The sequence below is a fragment of the Streptomyces sp. NPDC088730 genome (genome assembly GCF_044751215.1).
Classification (GTDB): domain Bacteria; phylum Actinomycetota; class Actinomycetes; order Streptomycetales; family Streptomycetaceae; genus Streptomyces.
On sequence record NZ_JBIVLK010000009.1, the window covers coordinates 241,842 to 260,363 of the forward strand.

At 73.1% G+C, this 18,522-nt stretch carries 8 protein-coding genes; 3 read left to right on the forward strand and 5 right to left on the reverse strand.

From position 1 onward, the window contains the following. Nucleotide 1 precedes the first annotated feature (1 nt). Both ACIP89_RS26170 and ACIP89_RS26175 read left to right on the forward strand, forming a co-directional pair. A complete protein-coding gene (locus ACIP89_RS26170; RefSeq protein ID WP_402117055.1) occupies nt 2-9,970 on the forward strand; it encodes an amino acid adenylation domain-containing protein in 9,969 nt (3,322 codons plus the stop codon). Continuing rightward, nucleotides 9,967-11,382 (forward strand): DHA2 family efflux MFS transporter permease subunit, encoded by a 1,416-nt coding sequence (locus ACIP89_RS26175; protein WP_402117056.1) that lies wholly within the window; start codon nt 9,967-9,969, stop codon nt 11,380-11,382. The genes ACIP89_RS26170 and ACIP89_RS26175 overlap by 4 nt, the downstream gene beginning before the upstream one ends. On the opposite strand, the gene ACIP89_RS26180 is transcribed toward ACIP89_RS26175, so the two are convergent. Genes ACIP89_RS26180 through ACIP89_RS26200 form a run of 5 tightly spaced genes read right to left on the reverse strand, consistent with a single transcriptional unit; the run spans nt 11,354 to nt 16,982 of the window. After that, nucleotides 11,354-11,836: a hypothetical protein gene (locus tag ACIP89_RS26180; protein ID WP_402117058.1), complete on the reverse strand. Its 483-nt coding sequence runs from the start codon at nt 11,834-11,836 to the stop codon at nt 11,354-11,356. The genes ACIP89_RS26175 and ACIP89_RS26180 overlap by 29 nt on opposite strands. Next, nucleotides 11,826-12,929, reverse strand: coding sequence for a hypothetical protein (locus tag ACIP89_RS26185; protein WP_402117060.1), 1,104 nt, complete (start codon nt 12,927-12,929; stop codon nt 11,826-11,828). Before ACIP89_RS26185 ends, ACIP89_RS26180 begins: the two co-directional genes overlap by 11 nt. Further along, entirely contained in the window at nt 12,926-14,926 is a 2,001-nt protein-coding gene (locus ACIP89_RS26190; RefSeq protein WP_402117062.1) for a hypothetical protein, read from the reverse strand. Before ACIP89_RS26190 ends, ACIP89_RS26185 begins: the two co-directional genes overlap by 4 nt. Next, nucleotides 14,923-15,675, reverse strand: a complete 753-nt coding sequence (locus ACIP89_RS26195) for a toll/interleukin-1 receptor domain-containing protein (RefSeq protein ID WP_402117064.1) — start codon at nt 15,673-15,675, stop codon at nt 14,923-14,925. The genes ACIP89_RS26190 and ACIP89_RS26195 overlap by 4 nt, the downstream gene beginning before the upstream one ends. A 14-nt stretch (nt 15,676-15,689) precedes the next feature. After that, complete coding sequence (locus ACIP89_RS26200) at nt 15,690-16,982, reverse strand: helix-turn-helix domain-containing protein (protein WP_402117066.1); 1,293 nt, start codon at nt 16,980-16,982, stop codon at nt 15,690-15,692. Between the two features lie 246 nt (nt 16,983-17,228). Here ACIP89_RS26200 and ACIP89_RS26205 point away from each other — a divergent pair, with 246 nt between their 5' ends. Beyond that, complete coding sequence (locus ACIP89_RS26205; protein WP_402117068.1) at nt 17,229-18,431, forward strand: hypothetical protein; 1,203 nt, start codon at nt 17,229-17,231, stop codon at nt 18,429-18,431. Nucleotides 18,432-18,522: the final 91 nt, after the last annotated feature.

Sequence of the window (18,522 nt, forward strand, 5' to 3'; positions counted from 1 at the left end):
GTTGAGCACCGCAAGCGCGCCCCCGGACGGCCTTCTCGCCCTGACCGGTGCCCAGTCGGGTATCTGGAACGCGCAGCGCCTGGAGCCCGAATCGCCGTACTACGTGGTCGGCGACGTGGTGGAGATATCCGGCACGGAGCCGGTCGACGCGGACGCGCTGGCCGAGGCGGTCCGGGCGACCACCGAGGAGGCCGAGACCCTGCGGCTGCGGGTGTACGACACCCCGGACGGGCCGCGCCAGGCCGTGAGCCGGGAACCGGTCGGACTGCCGGAGGTGGTCGACGTCAGCGCGGCGCCCGACCCCGCCGCCGCGGCCCAGGCCCTCGTCGACGCCGAGCGGGCCCGGACGGGGGAGGCATGCCGGGGGATGACGGACCGGGTGCTGTACGCCCGTACCGTCATCAGGCTTTCCGAGCGCGAGGTCTGGTACACCCAGCTCGGCCACCACCTGGTCTTCGACGGCTACACCGCCGCGATGCTCGCCCGGCGCACCGCCGCCCGCTACACCGCCCTGGTACGCGGGACGGAGCCGCCCGCTGCCACCTTCGGCGGGTTCGCGGACCTCGTCGCCGCCGACCGGGCCTACCGGGAGAGCGACCGGTTCACCGAGGACCGCGCGTACTGGGTCGAGCGGTTCACACCGCTGCCCGAACTCGACGACGCGCCCGGGCCCGGCACCGCCGGCGGTTCGCCCGAGCACACCCTGGCCGCCCGCGCCGTGATCACGCCCGAGGAGACGGCGAGGCTGCGCGCGTTCGCCGGCCGGGAGGGCGTCGCCTGGGGCGAGGCCCTGATCGCCTGCTACGCCGCGTTCCTGCACCGGATGCTCGGCCGCACCGACCTGGTGTTCGCGCTGCCGCTGATGTGCCGGGCGGGCTCGGCCGAGCTGCGCACCCCCGCCATGGCCGTCAACGTACTGCCGCTGCGGGTCACCGCGCGCGGCGGGGACGGACTGGGCGAGCTGAGCCGGCGGGTCGCCTCCGCGATGCGCGAGATGCGTGAGCACCAGCGCTACCGGGGCGAGGACCTGCCCAGGGACCTCGGAGCACCCGGCGCGGGGGCCCTGCTGCACGGACGCGGGATCAACCTCAAGGCGTTCGACCTGGCGATCGACTTCGCCGGGGCCGGCGGTGTGATGCGCAACGTCGCGGGCGGACCGCCGGAGGACATGGGCCTCAGCGTCCTGCCGACCCGGGACGGCGGGCTGCTGCTCGGCTTCGAGGTCGACGCCCGGACCAAGGACCAGGCCGCGGTCGACGCCCTGCTCTCCGGGCTGCTGGCCCTGCTGTCCGGGCTGACCGACGGACTGCCCGTCGGACGGATCGCCCTGAACCGTGACGCGGACCGGCTGCCGGCCCCGTGGTGCCCGCCCGCCCTGCCCGGCACCCCGCTGGACGTACCGGCCGCGTTCGCCGCGATGGCCGCCGCCGGCCCCGGCCGTACCGCCCTGGTCTGCGGCGAGGACAGGCTGACCGCCGCGGACCTGGCGGACCGGGTGCACCGGCTGGCCCGCGCGCTGCGGGCCCGGGGCATCGGCCCCGACGACATCGTGGCGCTCGCGCTGCCCCGCTCGGCGGACTCGGTGGCCGCGCTGCTGGCCGTGCTGGACGCCGGCGCCGCGTTCCTGCCCCTGGACGCCGCACACCCGCCCGAGCGGCTGCGTGAACTGATCGAGGACACCCGCCCCGCGCTGGTCCTGACCGCGGGCGCGACCGAAGGACTGCCGTGGGAGACCCTGCTCGACGAGGCGGCCGGGCTGTCCGGCGCGCCCCTGACGGCCGGTGAACGGGCCGCGCCCCGGCACCCCGAGCACCTCGCCTACGTCATCCACACCTCCGGATCGACCGGACGCCCCAAGGGAGTCCTCGGCCGGGCCGGCGGACTGGCCGCGCTGCTGCACCACCAGCGGGCCACCGTCGTGGCCGAGGCCGAGCAGGCGGCCGGCCGGCAACTGCGCGTCGCGCACACCTACTCCTTCGCCTTCGACTCCGCGTTCGACCACCTGGTGTGGCTGCTGTGCGGGCACGAACTGCACGTCTACGACACCGAGACCGCCCGCGACGCCGACGCCCTGCTCGCCGCGTACGCCCGCGACGGCATCGACATCGTGGACACCACACCCTCGATGGCCGCACCGCTGATCGAGGGCGGGCTGCTGGACCTGCGGCCGACGCTCCTGGTCCTCGGCGGCGAGGCCACCCCGCCCGCGCTGTGGCGACGGGTCACCGAATCGGGCGTCACCGCACGCAACATCTACGGGCCGACCGAGGCAACCGTGGACAGCACCACCGCACGGATCGAGGGCGACGCGCCGACGATCGGCCACCCCCTCGCCGGCACCCGGACCTACGTCCTGGACAGCGCGCTGCAACCCGTCCCGCACGGCACGGCCGGCGAGCTCTACCTGGCCGGACCGCACCTCGCCCGCGGCTACCTCGGCATGCCGGGGGCGACCGCCGAGCGCTTCGTGGCCGATCCGTTCGGCGCACCGGGCGACCGCATGTACCGCACCGGAGACCTGGCCAGGTGGCTGCCCGGCCGGGGCCTGGAGTACCGGGGCCGGGGCGACGGACAGGTCAAGATCCGCGGCCACCGGGTGGAGACCGGCGAGGTCGAGGCGGCGCTCGCCGCACTGCCCGGAGTCACCGCGGCGGCCGCCGGAGTGCGGTCGTCCCGGCTGGTCGGCTACGTCGTGTCCGCCTCGCTCACCGGCGAAGCGGCCCGTGCCCACCTGGCCGAACGGCTCCCCGAACACATGGTGCCCGCGGCGGTCGTGGTGCTGGACCGGCTGCCGGTCACCCCCAACGGCAAGCTCGACCGCGCCGCCCTGCCCGCGCCCACGCTGCCCGGCGGCGCCGGCCGGGAGCCCCGCACCGAGCGGGAACGACAGCTGTGCGCGGTCCTGGCCGAGGTGCTGGACGTCGAACGCGTCGGCGTCGACGACGACTTCTTCGCCCTCGGCGGCGACAGCATCACCGCGATCACCGTCAGCAGCCGGCTGCGGGCGGCGGGCCTCGCCCTGCGCCCCCGGGACCTGCTGGCCCGCCGCACCTTCGCCGCGCTGGCGGCCTCCGCCGAACCCCTGACACGGACGCCCGAGCCGGCGGACGAGCCGGTCGGGCCGGTACCCGCGCCGCCGATCGCGCGCGGCCTGCTCGACCCGCACCCGGACACCGGCGTCATCGCCGGATACGCCCAGTGGACCGCGCTGCACGTCGGCGAACTCGCCCACCACGAACTGGTCAACGGCGTACAGGCCGTGCTCGACCACCACGACGCACTGCGGCTGCGGGTGGCCAACGGGCTGGAGATCCTGCCGCGCGGCACGGTGCGGCCGGTCGTCGACGAGGTCCGCGGTCAGGACGTGACCGCCCTGGCGGAGCGGCTGGCGGCCGAACTCGACCCCAGCTCCGGCGACCTGCTGCGGGCGGCCTTGCTCCGTACCGGACGGGACACACCGGACCGGCTGGTCGTCGTCGTGCACCACCTCGCCATGGACGGTGTGTCCTGGCGCGTCCTGCTCCCCGACCTGCACACCGCCTGCACCGGCGGCACCCTCGAACCGGTCGGCGCGTCCTGGCGACAGCACGCGCTGCTCCTCGCCGCACAGGGGGAATCCGGCGCGCGGCGCGGCGAACTCGACCACTGGCGGACCGCGCTCGCCGCCGCCCCCCGGCTCGGTGCCCGGCCGCTGGACCAGCGGCGGGACACCGTCGCCACCGCCCACCGGTCCGTCACCGTCGCCTCCGCCGAAGCCACCGAGGCGCTCCTGACCACACTGCCCGCCGCGTACCGAGCCGGAGTCGACGAGGTGCTGCTCGCCGCACTCGTCCTCGCGCTGCGCGGCTGGGGGCTGTCCGGTGACGCGCTGACCGTGTCGATGGAGGGCCACGGCCGCGAACACCTCGACCTGGCCCGCACGGTCGGCTGGTTCACCAGCGAGTACCCGGTGCGCGTCCCCGTCCGCGACGACGTCGGGCAGGCCATTCGCGCCGCCAAGGAGGCCCGGCGCTCCGTCCCCGACGGCGGGGTCGGATACGGCGTCCTGCGCCACCTCGACCCGGAGACCGGCCCCGGGCTGGCCGCCACCCCGCCGCCGGACGTCCTGCTGAACTACCTCGGCCGGTTCGCCCCGTTGACCGCGGCCGGCTGGGCCCTGCCGGAGCGCGACGCCTTCTCGGTGATCGAACCCGGAGCGAAGGCCCTGGAGCAGATCCTGGCCCTCAACTGCTTCGTCCACGAGGAGGGCGCGCCCCGGCTCGCCGTCGAGTGGACCGCCGCGACCGGAGTGCTCGGCGCCGACGCCGTGACGGCCCTCCAGCAGGCCTGGGCCGCCGCCCTGGACGCGCTGGCCGCGCACGCGCTCCACACCGACGGCGGACTCACGCCGTCCGACCTCCCGCTGGCCGGCCTCGACCAGCCCGCCATCGACGCCCTCGAACGCACCGGCCCGATCACCGACGTCCTGCCCGCCACCCCGCTCCAGGTCGGGCTCTCCTTCCACACCCTGGTCCGCGAGGACCAGGACACCGACGTCTACGTCGTCCAAGCCGTGACCACCCTGGTGGGCGAGCTGGAGCCGGACCGGATGGCGGAGGCCGCCCGCGAACTGCTGCGCCGCCACCCCGCCCTGCGGGTGTACCTGGCCACCGCCGGGGACGACGTGGTCCAGGTCATCCCCGCCGAAGTCGCCCTGGAATGGCGTCACGACGACCGGTTCCCCGAAGCGGCCCGCGCCGATCTGGAACGCCCCTTCGACCCGGCCCGGCCACCGCTGATCCGCTTCCTGCTGTCCCGCGTCGGGCCCGCGGAACACAAGCTGGTCATCACCAACCACCACGCCCTGCTGGACGGCTGGTCGATGCCGCTGGTCGGCCGCACCCTGCTCGCCCTCTACGCCGAACTGAGCGGCGGCCCCGCCGCCCCGGCCGCCCCGCCGCTGTCGGAGTACTTCCGCTGGCTGGCCGGCCGGGACCGGGAGGCGTCACTCGCCGCCTGGCGGAACGCGCTGGACGGTGTGGACGACGCCACCCGGCTGGCACCCGCGAGCGTCGGCAGCGGAGTCGAGCGGCCCGGCCGCGAGACCATCGCACTGGGCCCCGGATTCAGCGACCGGCTGCGCGCGTTCGCCCGCGAGCGGGGCGTCACCCTGACCACCGTGCTCCAGACGGCGTGGGGCCTGCTGCTGGGGCGGCTCACCGGCCGTCGCGACGTCGTCTTCGGCTGCCCGGTCTCCGGCCGCCCCGCCGAGGTCGACGGCGTCGAATCGATGATCGGCCAGCTCGGCACCACGATCCCGGTACGCGTCCGGCACACCCAGGACGAGTCCGCGCTCGACCTCATGGCCCGGGTGCACGCCGAGAGCGTCGTCCTGGCCGAGCACCACCACGTCGGCCTGCCCGAGATCCAGCGGGCCGCCGGCGTCGGCGAACTCTTCGACACGATGCTCGTCATGGAGAACTTCCCGCTCTCCAGCCGGAAGCGCACCCCGCTCACCCCCGGACTCGACCTGGCCGGGGTGGACATCACCGACGCCACGCACTACGCGCTCACCGTCATCGTCATCCCGGACGACGAGATCACCATCGGCCTCGGCTACCAGCCGCGCGCCTTCACCGCGCAGACCGTGCGCGACTACGGCCGCTGGCTGCGCAACCTCCTGCGGGAGATCGTCGACGACCCGGCACGGCCCGCGCTCCGCCTCCCCGCACTCGACGCGGAGGAGCGGGCGCTGATGCTGCGTACCGGCACCGACGCCGTACCCGCCAGGGAGCGCGGGCACTGGCTGGACGAGTTCGCCGCGTGGGTACGCCGCAAGCCCGGCGCCGAGGCCCTGGTCTGCCGGGACCGCAGCCTCAGCTACGCGGAACTGGACCGGCGGGCCAACCGCCTGGCCCAGGCACTGATCGCACGCGGGGTACGGCCCCAGGACCCGGTCGCCGTCCTGCTCGGACGCGACATCGAGATGACCGTGGCGCTCTTCGGCGTCGCCAAGGCCGGTGCGGTGTACGTACCCATGGACACGAGCTACCCGCGCGAGCGGCTGGCCTACATGTTCGACGACATCAACCCGGCAGCCGCCGTGACGACCGGGGCCGGACTGCCCGTCGACCGCGATATCCCGGTCCTGCGGCTCGACGAGCCGGCCACCCTCGCGGCCGTCCCCGACACCGACCCGGCCGGGGTGCGCGCCCGGCTCACAGAGGACGCCCTCGCCTACGTCATCTACACCTCGGGAACCACCGGGCGCCCCAAGGGCGTCGGCGTGACCCACCGCGGCGTTCCCGACCTGATCGCCCTCCAGGAGGAGGTCGTCGGCGTCACCGAGCACGACCGGTACCTGCACTTCGCCTCGACCGGCTTCGACGTCGCGTTCTGGCAGACCATGGTGCCGCTGCTCTCCGGCGGCACCTCCGTGATCGCACCGGAGGAGGTGCGGATCCCCGGCGACGAACTGCTCGACTACATCGCCGAGCACCGGGTCACCGGAGTGAACCTGCTGCCGTCGTTCCTGGCCGCCATGCCCGACGACCGGACCGTCGGCCCCGAGGTGCTCTTCGTCGTCGGCGCCGAGCGCCTCGACCCCGAGCTGGCACGACGCTGGGGCGAGGGCCGCCGGGCGCTGTTCAACGCCTACGGCCCGACCGAGGTCACCATCAACTCCGTCACCTGGCAGTACGACCCGGACGACACCGGGCCGCTGCCCATCGGCCGCCCCGACCCCAACGTCCGCGCCTACGTCCTGGACACCGGGCTCCAGCCGGCCGGCCCCGGTGTCACGGGCGAGCTGTACCTCGCCGGACCGAGCCTGGCCCGCGGCTACCTGGGACGTCCGGGCCTGACCGCCGCCGCGTTCGTGGCCGACCCGTTCGGCCCGCCCGGCGAACGGATGTACCGCACCGGAGACCTGGTGCGGTGGCGGCCGGACGGACAGCTGGTGTTCCTCGGCCGCGCCGACCACCAGATCAAGATCCGCGGCTTCCGCGTCGAGCTGGGCGAGATCGAGTCCACCCTGACCGGCCACCCCGACGTGCGCGCCTGCGCCGTCATCGTCCGCGAGGGCAGGCTCGTCGGCTACGTCATCCCCGTCGACGGCGCAGAGCTCGGCACCGCACAGGTCCGCGCGTACCTGGCCGGGGAACTGCCCGACCACATGGTCCCGACGGCGCTCGTACCGATCGACCGGCTGCCGCTGAGCCCCAGCGGCAAGCTCGACTCCGCCGCGCTGCCGGCCCCCGAGACAGCGGCGGCGGCCCGGCGCGAACCCGCGAACCGGGCCGAAACCGTCCTGCTCGACGTGTTCCGCGACGTTCTCGGTACCGATGACATCGGCCCCGAGAGCAGCTTCTTCGCCATCGGCGGGGACAGCATCGTCTCGCTGCAAGTGGTCTCGCGCGCCCGCCGCCGGGGACTCGGCCTGACCGCCAAGGACGTCTTCGAGGGGGAGACGGTCGCCGGGATCGCGGAGCGGGCCGCCGCCCTCGACGCCGGACAGGCCCCCACGACCGGGGACGCCCCGCTGACCCCGCTCATGCGCGACCTGCTGCGCCGGGCCGGAACAGCCGCGGACGGCTTCTGCCAGTGGGTGGAGGTCTGCGTCCCGCCGGGCGGCGACGAGAAGGGCTGGCGGTCCGTGCTCGACGCGCTGCTCGCCCGCCACGACGTACTGCGGGCCCGCCTGACCGGCGACACCCTGCACATCCCGCCGGCCGGCACGGTGACCGCCGCCGAGGTACTCACCCGCATAACGGCGACCGGTGACCTGCGGGTACCGGCCGACGCCGCGATCACCGCGGCCCGCGCCTCCATGGACCCGCACACCGGCCCGCTGCTGCGCGCGGTCTGGGTGGACGCCGGAGCGGACCGGCCGGGCCGGCTCCTCCTGATCGCCCACCACCTGATCGTCGACGGGGTGTCCTGGCGCGTCCTGCTGGACGATCTGGAGCACGCCCACTCCGGCGGAACACTGCCCCGGCACGGCCAGTCCTTCCTCGGCTGGGCGCGCACACTGCGCGACGCCGACCGGAGCTCCGAACTCCCGCACTGGCGGCGGATGACCGCCACCCCGGCGCTCACCCGCCCCCTCGACCCGGCCCGCGACACCGTCGCCACCGCCGAGCACCACGAGATCCGGCTCGACACCGAATCGACCCGCGCCCTGATCACCACCCTGCCCGCCCTCTACCGCACCACGCCGGACGCCGTACTGCTGACCGCGCTCGCACAGGCGGTACGGGACTGGCGCGGCACTCCCGAAGTACTGGTCGCACTGGAGAGCCACGGCCGTCCCCGCCACGTCGACCTGTCCCAGACCGTCGGCTGGTTCACCGCCGTCCACCCCGTACGGCTCGACGCGGACGACGACGTGAAGGCGGTCCGGGAGCGGCTGCGCACCCAGGGCGACGGACTCGGCCACGGCATCCTCACGGCCGCGGGCCTACTGGACCCCGTGGCACCGGAGATCGCCTGGAACTACCTCGGCCGCTACCCCGGAGCCCCGGACCGGGAGACGCCGTGGCAGGCGCCTCCGGACGCCGACCCGCTCGGCTCGAACGGCTCCGACACGATGCCCCTGCCGTACAGCCTGATGGTCAACGCCCTGGTGCGCGACGACGCGCTCGGTGTCCGGATCACCTGGCCCGCCGCGCTGCTCACCAGCGCCGAGGCCGAGGAACTGGGGGAGAGCCTGCGGAACGCGCTGCTGCGCATCGCCGCCGCCGAGACCGGGGCGCTCGACGGCGACCGCCAGGCCGCCGACGTACAGCCGCTGACCCCGTTGCAGGAGGTGATGCTGAGGCACTCGCGCACCGAGCGCCCCGACCCGTACACCGTGCAGTCGGCGTTCTCCCTCGCCGGCCCGCTCGACATCGACGCCCTGCGCGCCGCCGGCACCGACCTGCTGGACCGCCACCCGAACCTGGCCGCCGTGTTCCCCGCCGATCTGGCGGTGATCCCGCGATCGCCCCGGCCGGACTTCCGGGTGGCGGACGGGCCCGCCGACGAGGTGCTGGCGGCCGATCTGGCCGAGCCGTTCGACCTCGCCCATGGCCCGCTCCTGCGCCTCACCGTGATCCGGCGCGGCCCCGAACGCGCGGAGCTGGTCCTGACCAGCCATCACGTACTCTCCGACGGCTGGTCCGCCCCGCGCATCCTCACCGAACTGTTCGCCCTCTACACGGCACGGGTGCGCGGCGAGGCCCCGGACCTGCCCGCGCCCGTCCCGTTCGCCGGCTACCTGCGCTGGTGCGCGGAGCACGAGCCCGACCTCACGGCCTGGGCGGGCGAACTGGACGGCCTGCCGGAGGGCGACTACCTGGGCGGCGGCCGGCCCGGCCCGGCCCGGCAGGAACCCGAGGTCATCGAGTTCGACGCGGATCTGGTGGCCCGTCTCACCCGCCTCGCGGCCCGGCGCGGCCTCACCCCGAACACCCTGGTGCAGGGCGCGTGGGCGCTGCTGCTGGCCCGCCGGTCCGGCCACCGGGACGTCTGCTTCGGCGCCATGGTGTCCTGCCGCCCGCCGGAACTGGAGGGCGTCGAGGAGATCATCGGACTGCTGGCCAACACCGTGCCGGTCCGGGCCCGGCTCGACGGCACCCTCGCACAGACGCTCACCCGGCTCCAGTCCCGGCAGCGGGCGCTGATCGAGCACCACCACGTACCCCTGCCGGAGCTGGAACGGCTGACCGGGCGGCGCAGGCTGTTCGACAGCATGGTGGTGTTCGAGAACTACCCCGTCGACCCGGACCGCCTCCGCGAACCCGCCCCCGGGCTCACCGTCGTCGGAACCCGCTTCCGCGAGGCCACCCACCACCCGGTGACCCTGACCGTCATGCCGGACGGCGACGGCTGGACCGGCGTGCTCGCCCACCGGATCGCCGCCCCCGGACTCGCGGAGGAACTGCTCGATCTGCTCCGGGACATGGACGAGCACCTCGACGACGATGTCCTCGCCCTCCTGGAGGGCCGATGAGCGCGAACGCCGCAGCGCCGCAGGAGCGGGTCGACCGGGAACTGCTGCGGATCGCGTTCATCCTGGTGCTCGGCACCTTCATGGCCACGCTGGACGCCACCATCGTCAGCGTCGGAATCGACCGCCTCACCGACGAGTTCGACGTGTCCGTCGCCGAGATCCAGTGGGTCACCACTGGCTACCTGCTGGCCGTGGTCGCCGCCGTGCCCGCCTCCGGCTGGCTGGCCGACCGGTACGGCGGCCGGCGGACGTGGCTCGCCGCCGTGGGCCTCTTCCTGCTCGGCTCGGTGCTCTGCGCGTCGGCCTGGTCGGTGACCAGCCTGATCGTGTTCCGGGTGATCCAGGGCCTCGGCGGCGGCCTGCTGCCGGCGACCGGGCAGGCGCTGCTGGCCCGCGTGGCCGGGCCGGGCCGGACCGGGCGGGTGATCAGCGTCGTCGCGGTCGTCCCGCTGCTGTCACCGGTGTTCGGCCCGCTGGCCGGCGGCTCCATCCTCTCGGTGGCGCCCTGGCCGTGGCTGTTCCTGGTCAATCTGCCGATCGGCCTGGCCGCCGCCCTGCTGGCCCGCCGCTATGTGCCGGCGGTGCCCCCGGCGAACCGGCGGACGCCGTTCGACCTGCGAGGAGCCCTGCTGCTCTCACCCGGCCTGGCCGTGCTCGTATACGGCCTGACCGAGGTCGCCCACGGCCGCACCGTCCCGGCCACCGCGGGCGTCGCCCTGGGCCTGGCGATGCTGGCCGGCTTCACCGTGCACGGCCTGCGGACCCGCAGCACCCCGCTGGTCGACCCCCGCCTCTTCACCCGGCCCCCCTTCGGCGCCGCCGCCCTCTCCCTGCTCGTCCTGGGCGCGTCGGTGTTCGGCACGATGTTCCTGCTGCCGCTCTACTTCCAGACCGGCCGCGGTATGTCGGCCTGGGAGGCGGGCCTGCTCCTCGCCCCCCAGGGGATCGGCGCGGCGGCGGGCTCGGTGCTGGTCACCCGGACGATCAGCAAGGTCGCGCCGAGGACCCTGGTGGTCACCGGGATCGCGCTGATCCTCGCCGGCACCGCCCCCTTCACCCAGCTCCACCACGGCCTCCCGGACGCCGTGATCGTCTCGGCACTGGCGGTCCGCGGCTTCGGCATGGCCATGGTCGGCGCACCCGTGATGAACATCGTCTACAGCCGCATCGAGCCCGAACACCTCCCCCGTGCCTCCGGCGCGCTCAACCTGCTCAACACGGTCGGCGGCTCGCTCGGCACCGCCGCCCTCGCGGTGGTCCTGCAGAACCGGCTGCCGGCCCGCGCCCCCGACATCCCCGCGGCGTTCGGCGACACCTTCTGGTGGGTCCTCGGCCTCTGCCTGTGCGCCGCGGCGGGGGCGACGAGACTGCCGAGGACCGGGGTCAGGAGGGGTCCTCCGGCGAAGGCCTGACGTCACGGCCCGGTCCGGGGGCGGCCGGGTCACGCATGTGGAGAGTGAGCCCGGTGACGCGGCCCGACTGGATCACCGGTCCCTCCTGCACTCCGCCGGTGATGCTGTTGTGCACGGTGACCGGTCCTGGTGCGGCGGTGTCCGCGATCCGCTGGAGTGAGGTCAGCAGATCGCGCAGACCGTCACCGGTGACAGCGCCGGTCCCCAGCAGGCGGTGCAGGTGAACGTGCCACTGGTCGGTGACCTCGCGGGCGGCCCGTGCGTGGTCGCGGGCATCGGCCGCGAGGAGCCGGGTCCGCGCGGCTTCCAGCTGCGCGACCGTGACACCGTCCGAATCCGTACGTGCGACGAGCCGGCCGACGACTTGACGCGCCTGCGCCCAGGAATCGGTGACCATGAGCGAGACCAGGGTGGTCGCTCCCGAAGCGGCGAGGGCGGCCAGCTCAGCGTCCATCGTCCTCCTCCCTCGGCCAGGACGTGGGCGCCGGGCCGGCGCCGCCGTCGGGGGAGTCCGGCGGCGGGTCCGCCGCGTCCGCCGCGTCCGCGATGTACGTCGCCCGTGGGCCGAACCGACGCAGAACGTCGTCAGCCGTCTCGTGCAGGTCCTGGGTCCGGATGACCTCGGCCATCTGCTTGGCCACCATGGTCCGCCGGGGGTCCCCATCGGGGAAGGCCAGCGCGTTCAGCCCGTTCGCGAGATGGTCCGCGGCCGTCGGCACCGGTTCGAAGGGGGTGCCCTGCAACTCCTCCTCCCCGCCCAGCCCCGGAACGAGGTCGCGCAGCCGGTCAGGGACGTCGGTGTCGTTGGCCGCAGATGCGAGCCGGGCGAGAAGGCCCAGGTCGGCGACGGTCTTCTCCACTTGATCATCGTTCTTGGCAAGCCACCAGACCACCGCGCTGCCGGTGTCCTTGAGTACGTCCTCACCCAGGTACTTGCGCTTGCTCTGCTCGTACGTGCGCTGATGCTCCCAGACCGCCTTGTCCTTGCGCACTCCGGCGAGCCTGTCCAGCCGCTCCTGGTCCTGCTCGTGCAGGGTGAGCGTCACGTTCTCCGCCATTGCCTGAAGATGCCCGGTGCTGTCCGGACGCATCCGGCTGAGCGCACCACTCAGCTCGTGCTGCACAAGCGAGACCCGGCCGGGCTCCCGCCACTCGGTGATCGCGCGGGCACGGTCCAGCACCGCTTCGACGGCGAGGCCCGCCGGGTTGAGCACGGGATCGTCGTCGGACGTGTCGAAGGGGTACCACCGGACGGTCGCGGAGATCAGGAAGTCGTAATCCGCCCAGTGACTGGGCAGCGCGATGCGGCTGACGTGGTGTTCCCTGCGCTCGACGGGAGCAGCCGTGAGCTGTTCCTCGAACGTGATCCGCGTGGGTCCACGACGCCGCGCGGCGACCCTGAAAGCCACGGCCGGGGCAGCGCAGAGCACCACCACCAGGACCGGCCATGCCCACGGTGGCCACTGCTCCGTCAGACCGAGGATGGTCAGCAGCAGCCCGCACAGAACAGTCAGAAAGACAGTCGTCGTCCTGCATCCGGTCGTCATGATTCGGTTCCCCTCGCGGATTCCGCCTGTGGCGGTGCGGAGGGCCCGCCGAGGCCCTGAGCCGCACAGATCTTCTGGAACAGCAGTTCAGTCGTCTTCGCGGCGTGCGCGGATCCGACCGGGGCGGTACGCTCCGCGTCGCCCGCGCTCGCGTAGAGCGCCGCGAAGGCCGCGCCTCGCCGGCTGTCGCACCCGCCGGCGGCCTTGACGAGGACGTCGAGCAGGATGCCGCCCAGGCGGCCGGAGACAGCAGCCGTGTGCAGCCAGCGCTCTGCCTGTGGCTGCCAGTCGGGCTGTGGCAGTTCTCCCAGTACGGCTCGCCAACAGGTCGTCAAGGCGCTCTGCACAGCGCTCTCCTCGACCAGTGCGTGCCCGTTGTCGGACGGGTCGGTGAGCGGCTCGGGCGCACTGACCGAGAGGAAGATGCCGAGCTCCGCGAGTGAGAGCCGTGGGCCCGCGAGCCGGTTCAGTACCCGTCGGCGCAGCCGGTGGCTCGTGTCCACCAGCTCGCAGAGCGCGCCCAGCGCCTGCGTGGTGCCGCGCTCGCGGCGGGCCAGGTAGTACAGGCGGAGCATGGCCTGGTCGGGATGGCTCGACGCGATGACATCGGCACACACCTGGACGAGCACTTGGGCGAACTTCCCCTGGAGCTGCTTGTAGGCGCACCACTGATAGACCCTTTCGCGGAAGTTTCGCCCGTGCGCGGGGTCGTTCAGACCACAGGTGAGCGCCTGGACGGCCGCTTCCAGCCTGGCGCGGCTCGCGTTGGTGGAGCTCCACTTCTCGGCGAGGGATGCCAGGTCCTCTCCGTGCCCGGTCCGCAGATACTGCCCGGCCAGCTCTGTCACCATCCCGTCGCGGAGCTCCCGTGTGACATGCGTTCCGTTCAGATCCACGCTGCGGGCGGTCCAGGCGCCCAGATGCTGCCGCAGGTCCGGCATGTGGTCCCAGAAGTGCGTGCGGACCGCGGAGTCGAAGTCCAGTTCCATGAAACGGACACGCCCGTCCGGTCCGGTGCCCGCGGAGACCTCCGTCAGGCGTTCGGCGAGATCCTTGCGCTGGAGCAGCGGGAATTCCTCGGGCGGGGATCCGGTGGTGCGCAGCAGCAGCTGAGCCGTGTGGTGAATGACGTCGGCATGTGCGCCGTGGAGCATGGCCACCGCGATGAGGAGGGCCCGTTGGGGGCTCTCCCGCTTACGTGCGACGAGAGTGGCGACTTCGCTTCGCCTGTCCGTCCGGGACCTGAGCGCCGTTACGCACCACTCCGGGAATCCGTCGCCCTCCCGCCCCGCTTCACGGGCACGTCGGACCAGGTCGGCGAAGTCCGCGACCTCCCGCATCGGCCTTCGCTGGCGGAGGAAGCCGTCCACGGTGGGATCGGGCCGGAGATACTGCTCGCAGGGCACACCGTGCATCCGCAGGTGCCGCCGGAAGACGTTCGGGCCCGGCGGGTCCCCGATCACGACCCGGTTGCGCTGGAGGTCGGATTCCAGGTCGCCGTTGTGCGGCATGACCACCACAAGATGCGCGTGCTGTTCGTGCACGGCCTTGCGGAGAGCGGGGAGTCCGGCGCGGGCAGCGGCCCATCGAACGGCGTCGGCTGCCGACAGGTCCAGCAGTAATCGGTCGCCGGCCCCGACCAGCCCCGGGTCCGTGAGGGACAGCTCGCCCTCCTCTCCCGGCAGGAGCTCACGGAAGGCGCCGGAGCCCTGAGAGGACTCGCGCAGCAGCACACGTGCCGCGGAGGTCCGGCCGCTCCCGGGCGTGCCGTCAAGAATCACGGTGCCGGTACTGGCCAGCTCGGCCCGGGCCGTTCCCATGCCGCCGGGGGCGACCAGCACCCGACGCAGCCATCTGAGCTGGTCGTCGGCGATGCTCCGGAAGGAGGGCCGGCCCGGATCCTCCAGATCAGGGCCGACGGTTACGTACATGTCACCGCTGCCGGTGTGCATGGGGCCCTGTACGCCCTCGACCCGTGTGCTGCTGCGCTCACTCACCGAACGTCGTCCTCGTGCCGGTCCGGTTCGCCGAAGCGGTGCTGGACGCCGCCGTGCTGGTCGCCCTCGACGTACGTCATTCCGCTGCCGGAGAAGTGCCGGCCGCCCGATTCATGACGGGAGTTCTGATAGATGTCGCCCTGACCCGTGTGGACCGGCCCACCCGCGCCCTTGATGACGGTGCCGACGTCTCCGGTGAAGTCGCGGCTCTGTACGGCTGTTCCGCTCACGTCCCGGATCGAGTTCCCCACGGAATCCGGCACGAGTGACATGGCGTCGTCCAGGTCCAGGTCGCGTATGCCGGGGACCATGTCGGCCACCACATCGCCGATGCGTTTCAGACCGGCCTCGGTGTCGTGCGTGCTGAACGCGATGGACTGGAGGTCTGCGAGCCGGGCCAACTCGCCCGGCAGATCCTTCTTGTTGAGCCGGTCCGTCTTGCGACCGTCCAGTACGGGGACGACCGGGAGTTCACAGGCGAACGCCTCGACGAGTTCCCGGCGCACCCAGTCCTTCGGATCGTTCAGCCGGAGCTGGAAGTTCGTCCAGTCCGGACCGATGACCGCCAGGAGCACGCTGCTGCGCCGCAGGCCGTTCAACAGGTCGTCGGGGTAAGGACGACCTGGGGCGACGGACTTCGAGGCCCGGAAGATCCGGTCGCTGCCGAAGCGGCGCGAGAGTTCCTGGTCGATCAGGGCGGCGGTCGTTTCGCCGTCCCCTGTGCGGTAGTTGATGAAAACGTCGGTCATGACGATGCCTCTCTTCATGAAGTGGGAAGGCGTGACAGCGTGCCGAGCCGGGGCCCGAGACGGCGTACGGAGGTGTGATCCGGATAGCGGGCCAGGACTCGGGCGAGGCGGTGGAGATCGATCGTGATGGTCGCGGAACGGATGGTCGCCACCCCGTCGAGCAGGGGCTCCGCCAACGTGCAGGCGTGGTCGATCTCGCCGTCGGACGCGTAGGCCAGCGCCCGGCGGACGCCGTAGCGCGCCTGGGTACGCAGTGCGTCGCCGGGGACCAGGGAGAGCTGCTGGTCCAGCTCCTCGGCAGCCTCCCCTGGCCGGCCGAGATCGACCAGGCACCAACCGGTGACCATGCCGACCGAATCGGGCAGGTGCATGCTGCCGATTACCGTCGCGTCGGGGCTTCCCTCGTGACGGGCGAGCAGCGCACGGGCGCGGTCCAGCGCACGCAGGCAGGCCCGGTGGTCACCGGCGAGGGCGTGCCCCTGTGCTTCACGCTGCGCCGCCAGCCCGCGGATCCGGGGTGGCAGCGTGCCGCTCTGAGCCCGCCGGGCCAGGGCTACCGTCTGCTCGGCGTCGTCCTGGTACAGCGTGATCAACGCCCGGCGGACCAGGGCGTAGCCGGCCAGTGCCGGGTCACCGCCGGCGGCCGCGAGGTCCACCGCGCGCTGTGTCCACCACAGCGCCGCCCGTTCGTCCCCCGACTCCTGCACCAGCCAGCCGATGTACTCGGCATACCGCGAGGCGAGTTCAAGCAGCGCACGGCGGTTGGCGCCGTCAGATCGCGCGGACAACTCCCGTAACGTGTGCGTCTGCGCGATCAGAGCAGGCAGCAGGAACCCGGGCTGGAGGCTCTGGCCGAGCCGCCGGTAGTGCGCGAACAGAGCACGGGACGCCTCCAGCATGCCGGTACCCTCGGCCGGGGTGACCGGGCCGGGGCCGCCCAGTCCCAGCCGCATCAACGAGGCGGCGCCCGCGCCCACGACCTGTCGCCGCCCCATGGGCTGGAACCGGCCCCGGCCGTCCGGTGACAGCTGCATCATCCAGTCCTCCTCATCGTTTTCTTCCGGCACGGGGTCGATCGGCGCGCCGGCAACGGTCGGGGTGCCCAGGGCGTTCAGCGCGCCTTCGGCCTTCAGGGCGGCGTCGCACAGCCGTACGAGGTCTCGGCTGGGCGGCTTGATGCCACGTTCGACCTTGCTCAGCTGCGCCTTGCTGTAGTGCACGGCGGCAGACATTGCTGTGAGGCTGAGTCCGGCGTCCAGGCGACGCCTCCTCAGGTCCTCACCGAACTCGGTGGACGGCTGGGGCACGGGAACCTCCATAACCATCCGTCCAGGCGAAGGGGCCCGCACGAAAGAGTGCGGCAACCCCCGCCGGGCGGACAAGGCGATCGGTGCTGTTTCCCGTTTCCTCTCCCCACGGAGATGCGATGTCTCACCGCGAGTGGGGGGCCGGTCAACAACCGTCGGCTCATTCGTGGTTCGTCCTGACTCCACCGTGCTTCCGGAGACTCCCGCTCCGAACCCCCGCCCCGCAGCCGCCAGTAGCATCCGCACATGCGAGACATCGAGAGGCTGGTGCCGTCCGCAGGCCAGGCGGACACCGTCGGCCTGGGCGAGTTCGACGCCGGCGAACTGGCCCGGTACGCGGCCGACCCCGCGCACCCCTGGTGGCGCCGCAGAGCCTGCGTCCTCGCGCTCGCCGGGCGGGTGCCGGAGCGGTACGCCGCCCCGCTGATCGACCGGGTACGCGACCCGGACGATGTCGCCGAGGTGCGTATCGCGCTTCTCGGCCTGCTCGCGGACCGGGGCGCGGAGCTGCTGCCCTGGCTGAGGCACGAGGACCGCGGGCAGGAGCGTTCGTACGCCATGCCGGAGGCGATCCTCAAAGCGCGCGGCATGTTCGGCGACCGGTCGGCCGCACCGGGGCTGGTGACGCTCGCGGCCTCTCCGTGGCCGCACCGCCGGGCAGCCGGGGAGGCCGCACTGGACGCGCTGGTCACGCGGTACGGGGCCGAGGAGATCCTTGCCGGTATCGGCGTCGCGCGGCCCGAGGACCGCGCCTTTCACGTCCGGATGCGGCACCGTGAGGGAGCCGATGTGACCGACGCGCTGGCGGACAGCGATCACGGCGTCGCGTACCTGGCCCAGTCGCTCCTGTCCGATCCGGTACGGCTCCGCGGTTACCTGGGCGGGGCGCCGACGACGGATGCCGCGCTGTGGGCCGCGTACGCGTTGCACCGCCTCACCGGCGACGTGGGTGAGACCCGGGCCGTGTACGAGGCCCTCGGGCGCCCCCGGGTCGAGGTGGACGGACTGGACGAGGAACTCCGCGCTGCGATCGTGCACGAGTACGCGAACCGGTGTGAACGGCGGAGCGATCCCCGCTGGCGCGTCGAGGCGCTGTGTGCCGAGCCACCCGTGCGCCCGGATCAGGACGGGCAACTCCGGCGGGCGACGGCTGCGTTGACGGCCGCCGGGATGGCGCCGGAACCCCCTGTCCCGTGCGACGAGCACAACCATCAGGGAGGTGGGACCTATCACGTGATCGAGTACGGCGAGAGCGAGCTGTGGGTCAGCACCCTCGGGCGGTTCGTCACGGGGGAGGCCCCCGACGCCCGCGACGCCCTCGAATCGGCCGGCCTCCGCTGGATCGACGGGACCACCGGTGCGGTCCGGGTCACCGGCCTCTGCGTCTACTACTTCGGTGAGCGTGCACCCCTCAGCGTCGAAACCCTGTTGTTCTACTGGCAGGACTAGGTCGTGTCTGACAAATAATCACGGTTTGCGGAGCCAAAGGATGAGCGAGGCGAGTAGGAGACCGGCGAGGTAGCGGGTAGCCAACTTGTCG

Excerpts from the sequence above, each read along its gene's own strand:
- ACIP89_RS26175 (WP_402117056.1), top strand. The coding sequence starts at position 9,967 with ATGAGCGCGAACGCCGCAGCGCCGCAGGAGCGGGTCGACCGGGAACTG.
- ACIP89_RS26180 (WP_402117058.1), bottom strand. The coding sequence starts at position 11,836 with ATGGACGCTGAGCTGGCCGCCCTCGCCGCTTCGGGAGCGACCACCCTG.
- ACIP89_RS26185 (WP_402117060.1), bottom strand. The coding sequence starts at position 12,929 with ATGACGACCGGATGCAGGACGACGACTGTCTTTCTGACTGTTCTGTGC.
- ACIP89_RS26195 (WP_402117064.1), bottom strand. The coding sequence starts at position 15,675 with ATGACCGACGTTTTCATCAACTACCGCACAGGGGACGGCGAAACGACC.
- ACIP89_RS26205 (WP_402117068.1), top strand. The coding sequence starts at position 17,229 with ATGCGAGACATCGAGAGGCTGGTGCCGTCCGCAGGCCAGGCGGACACC.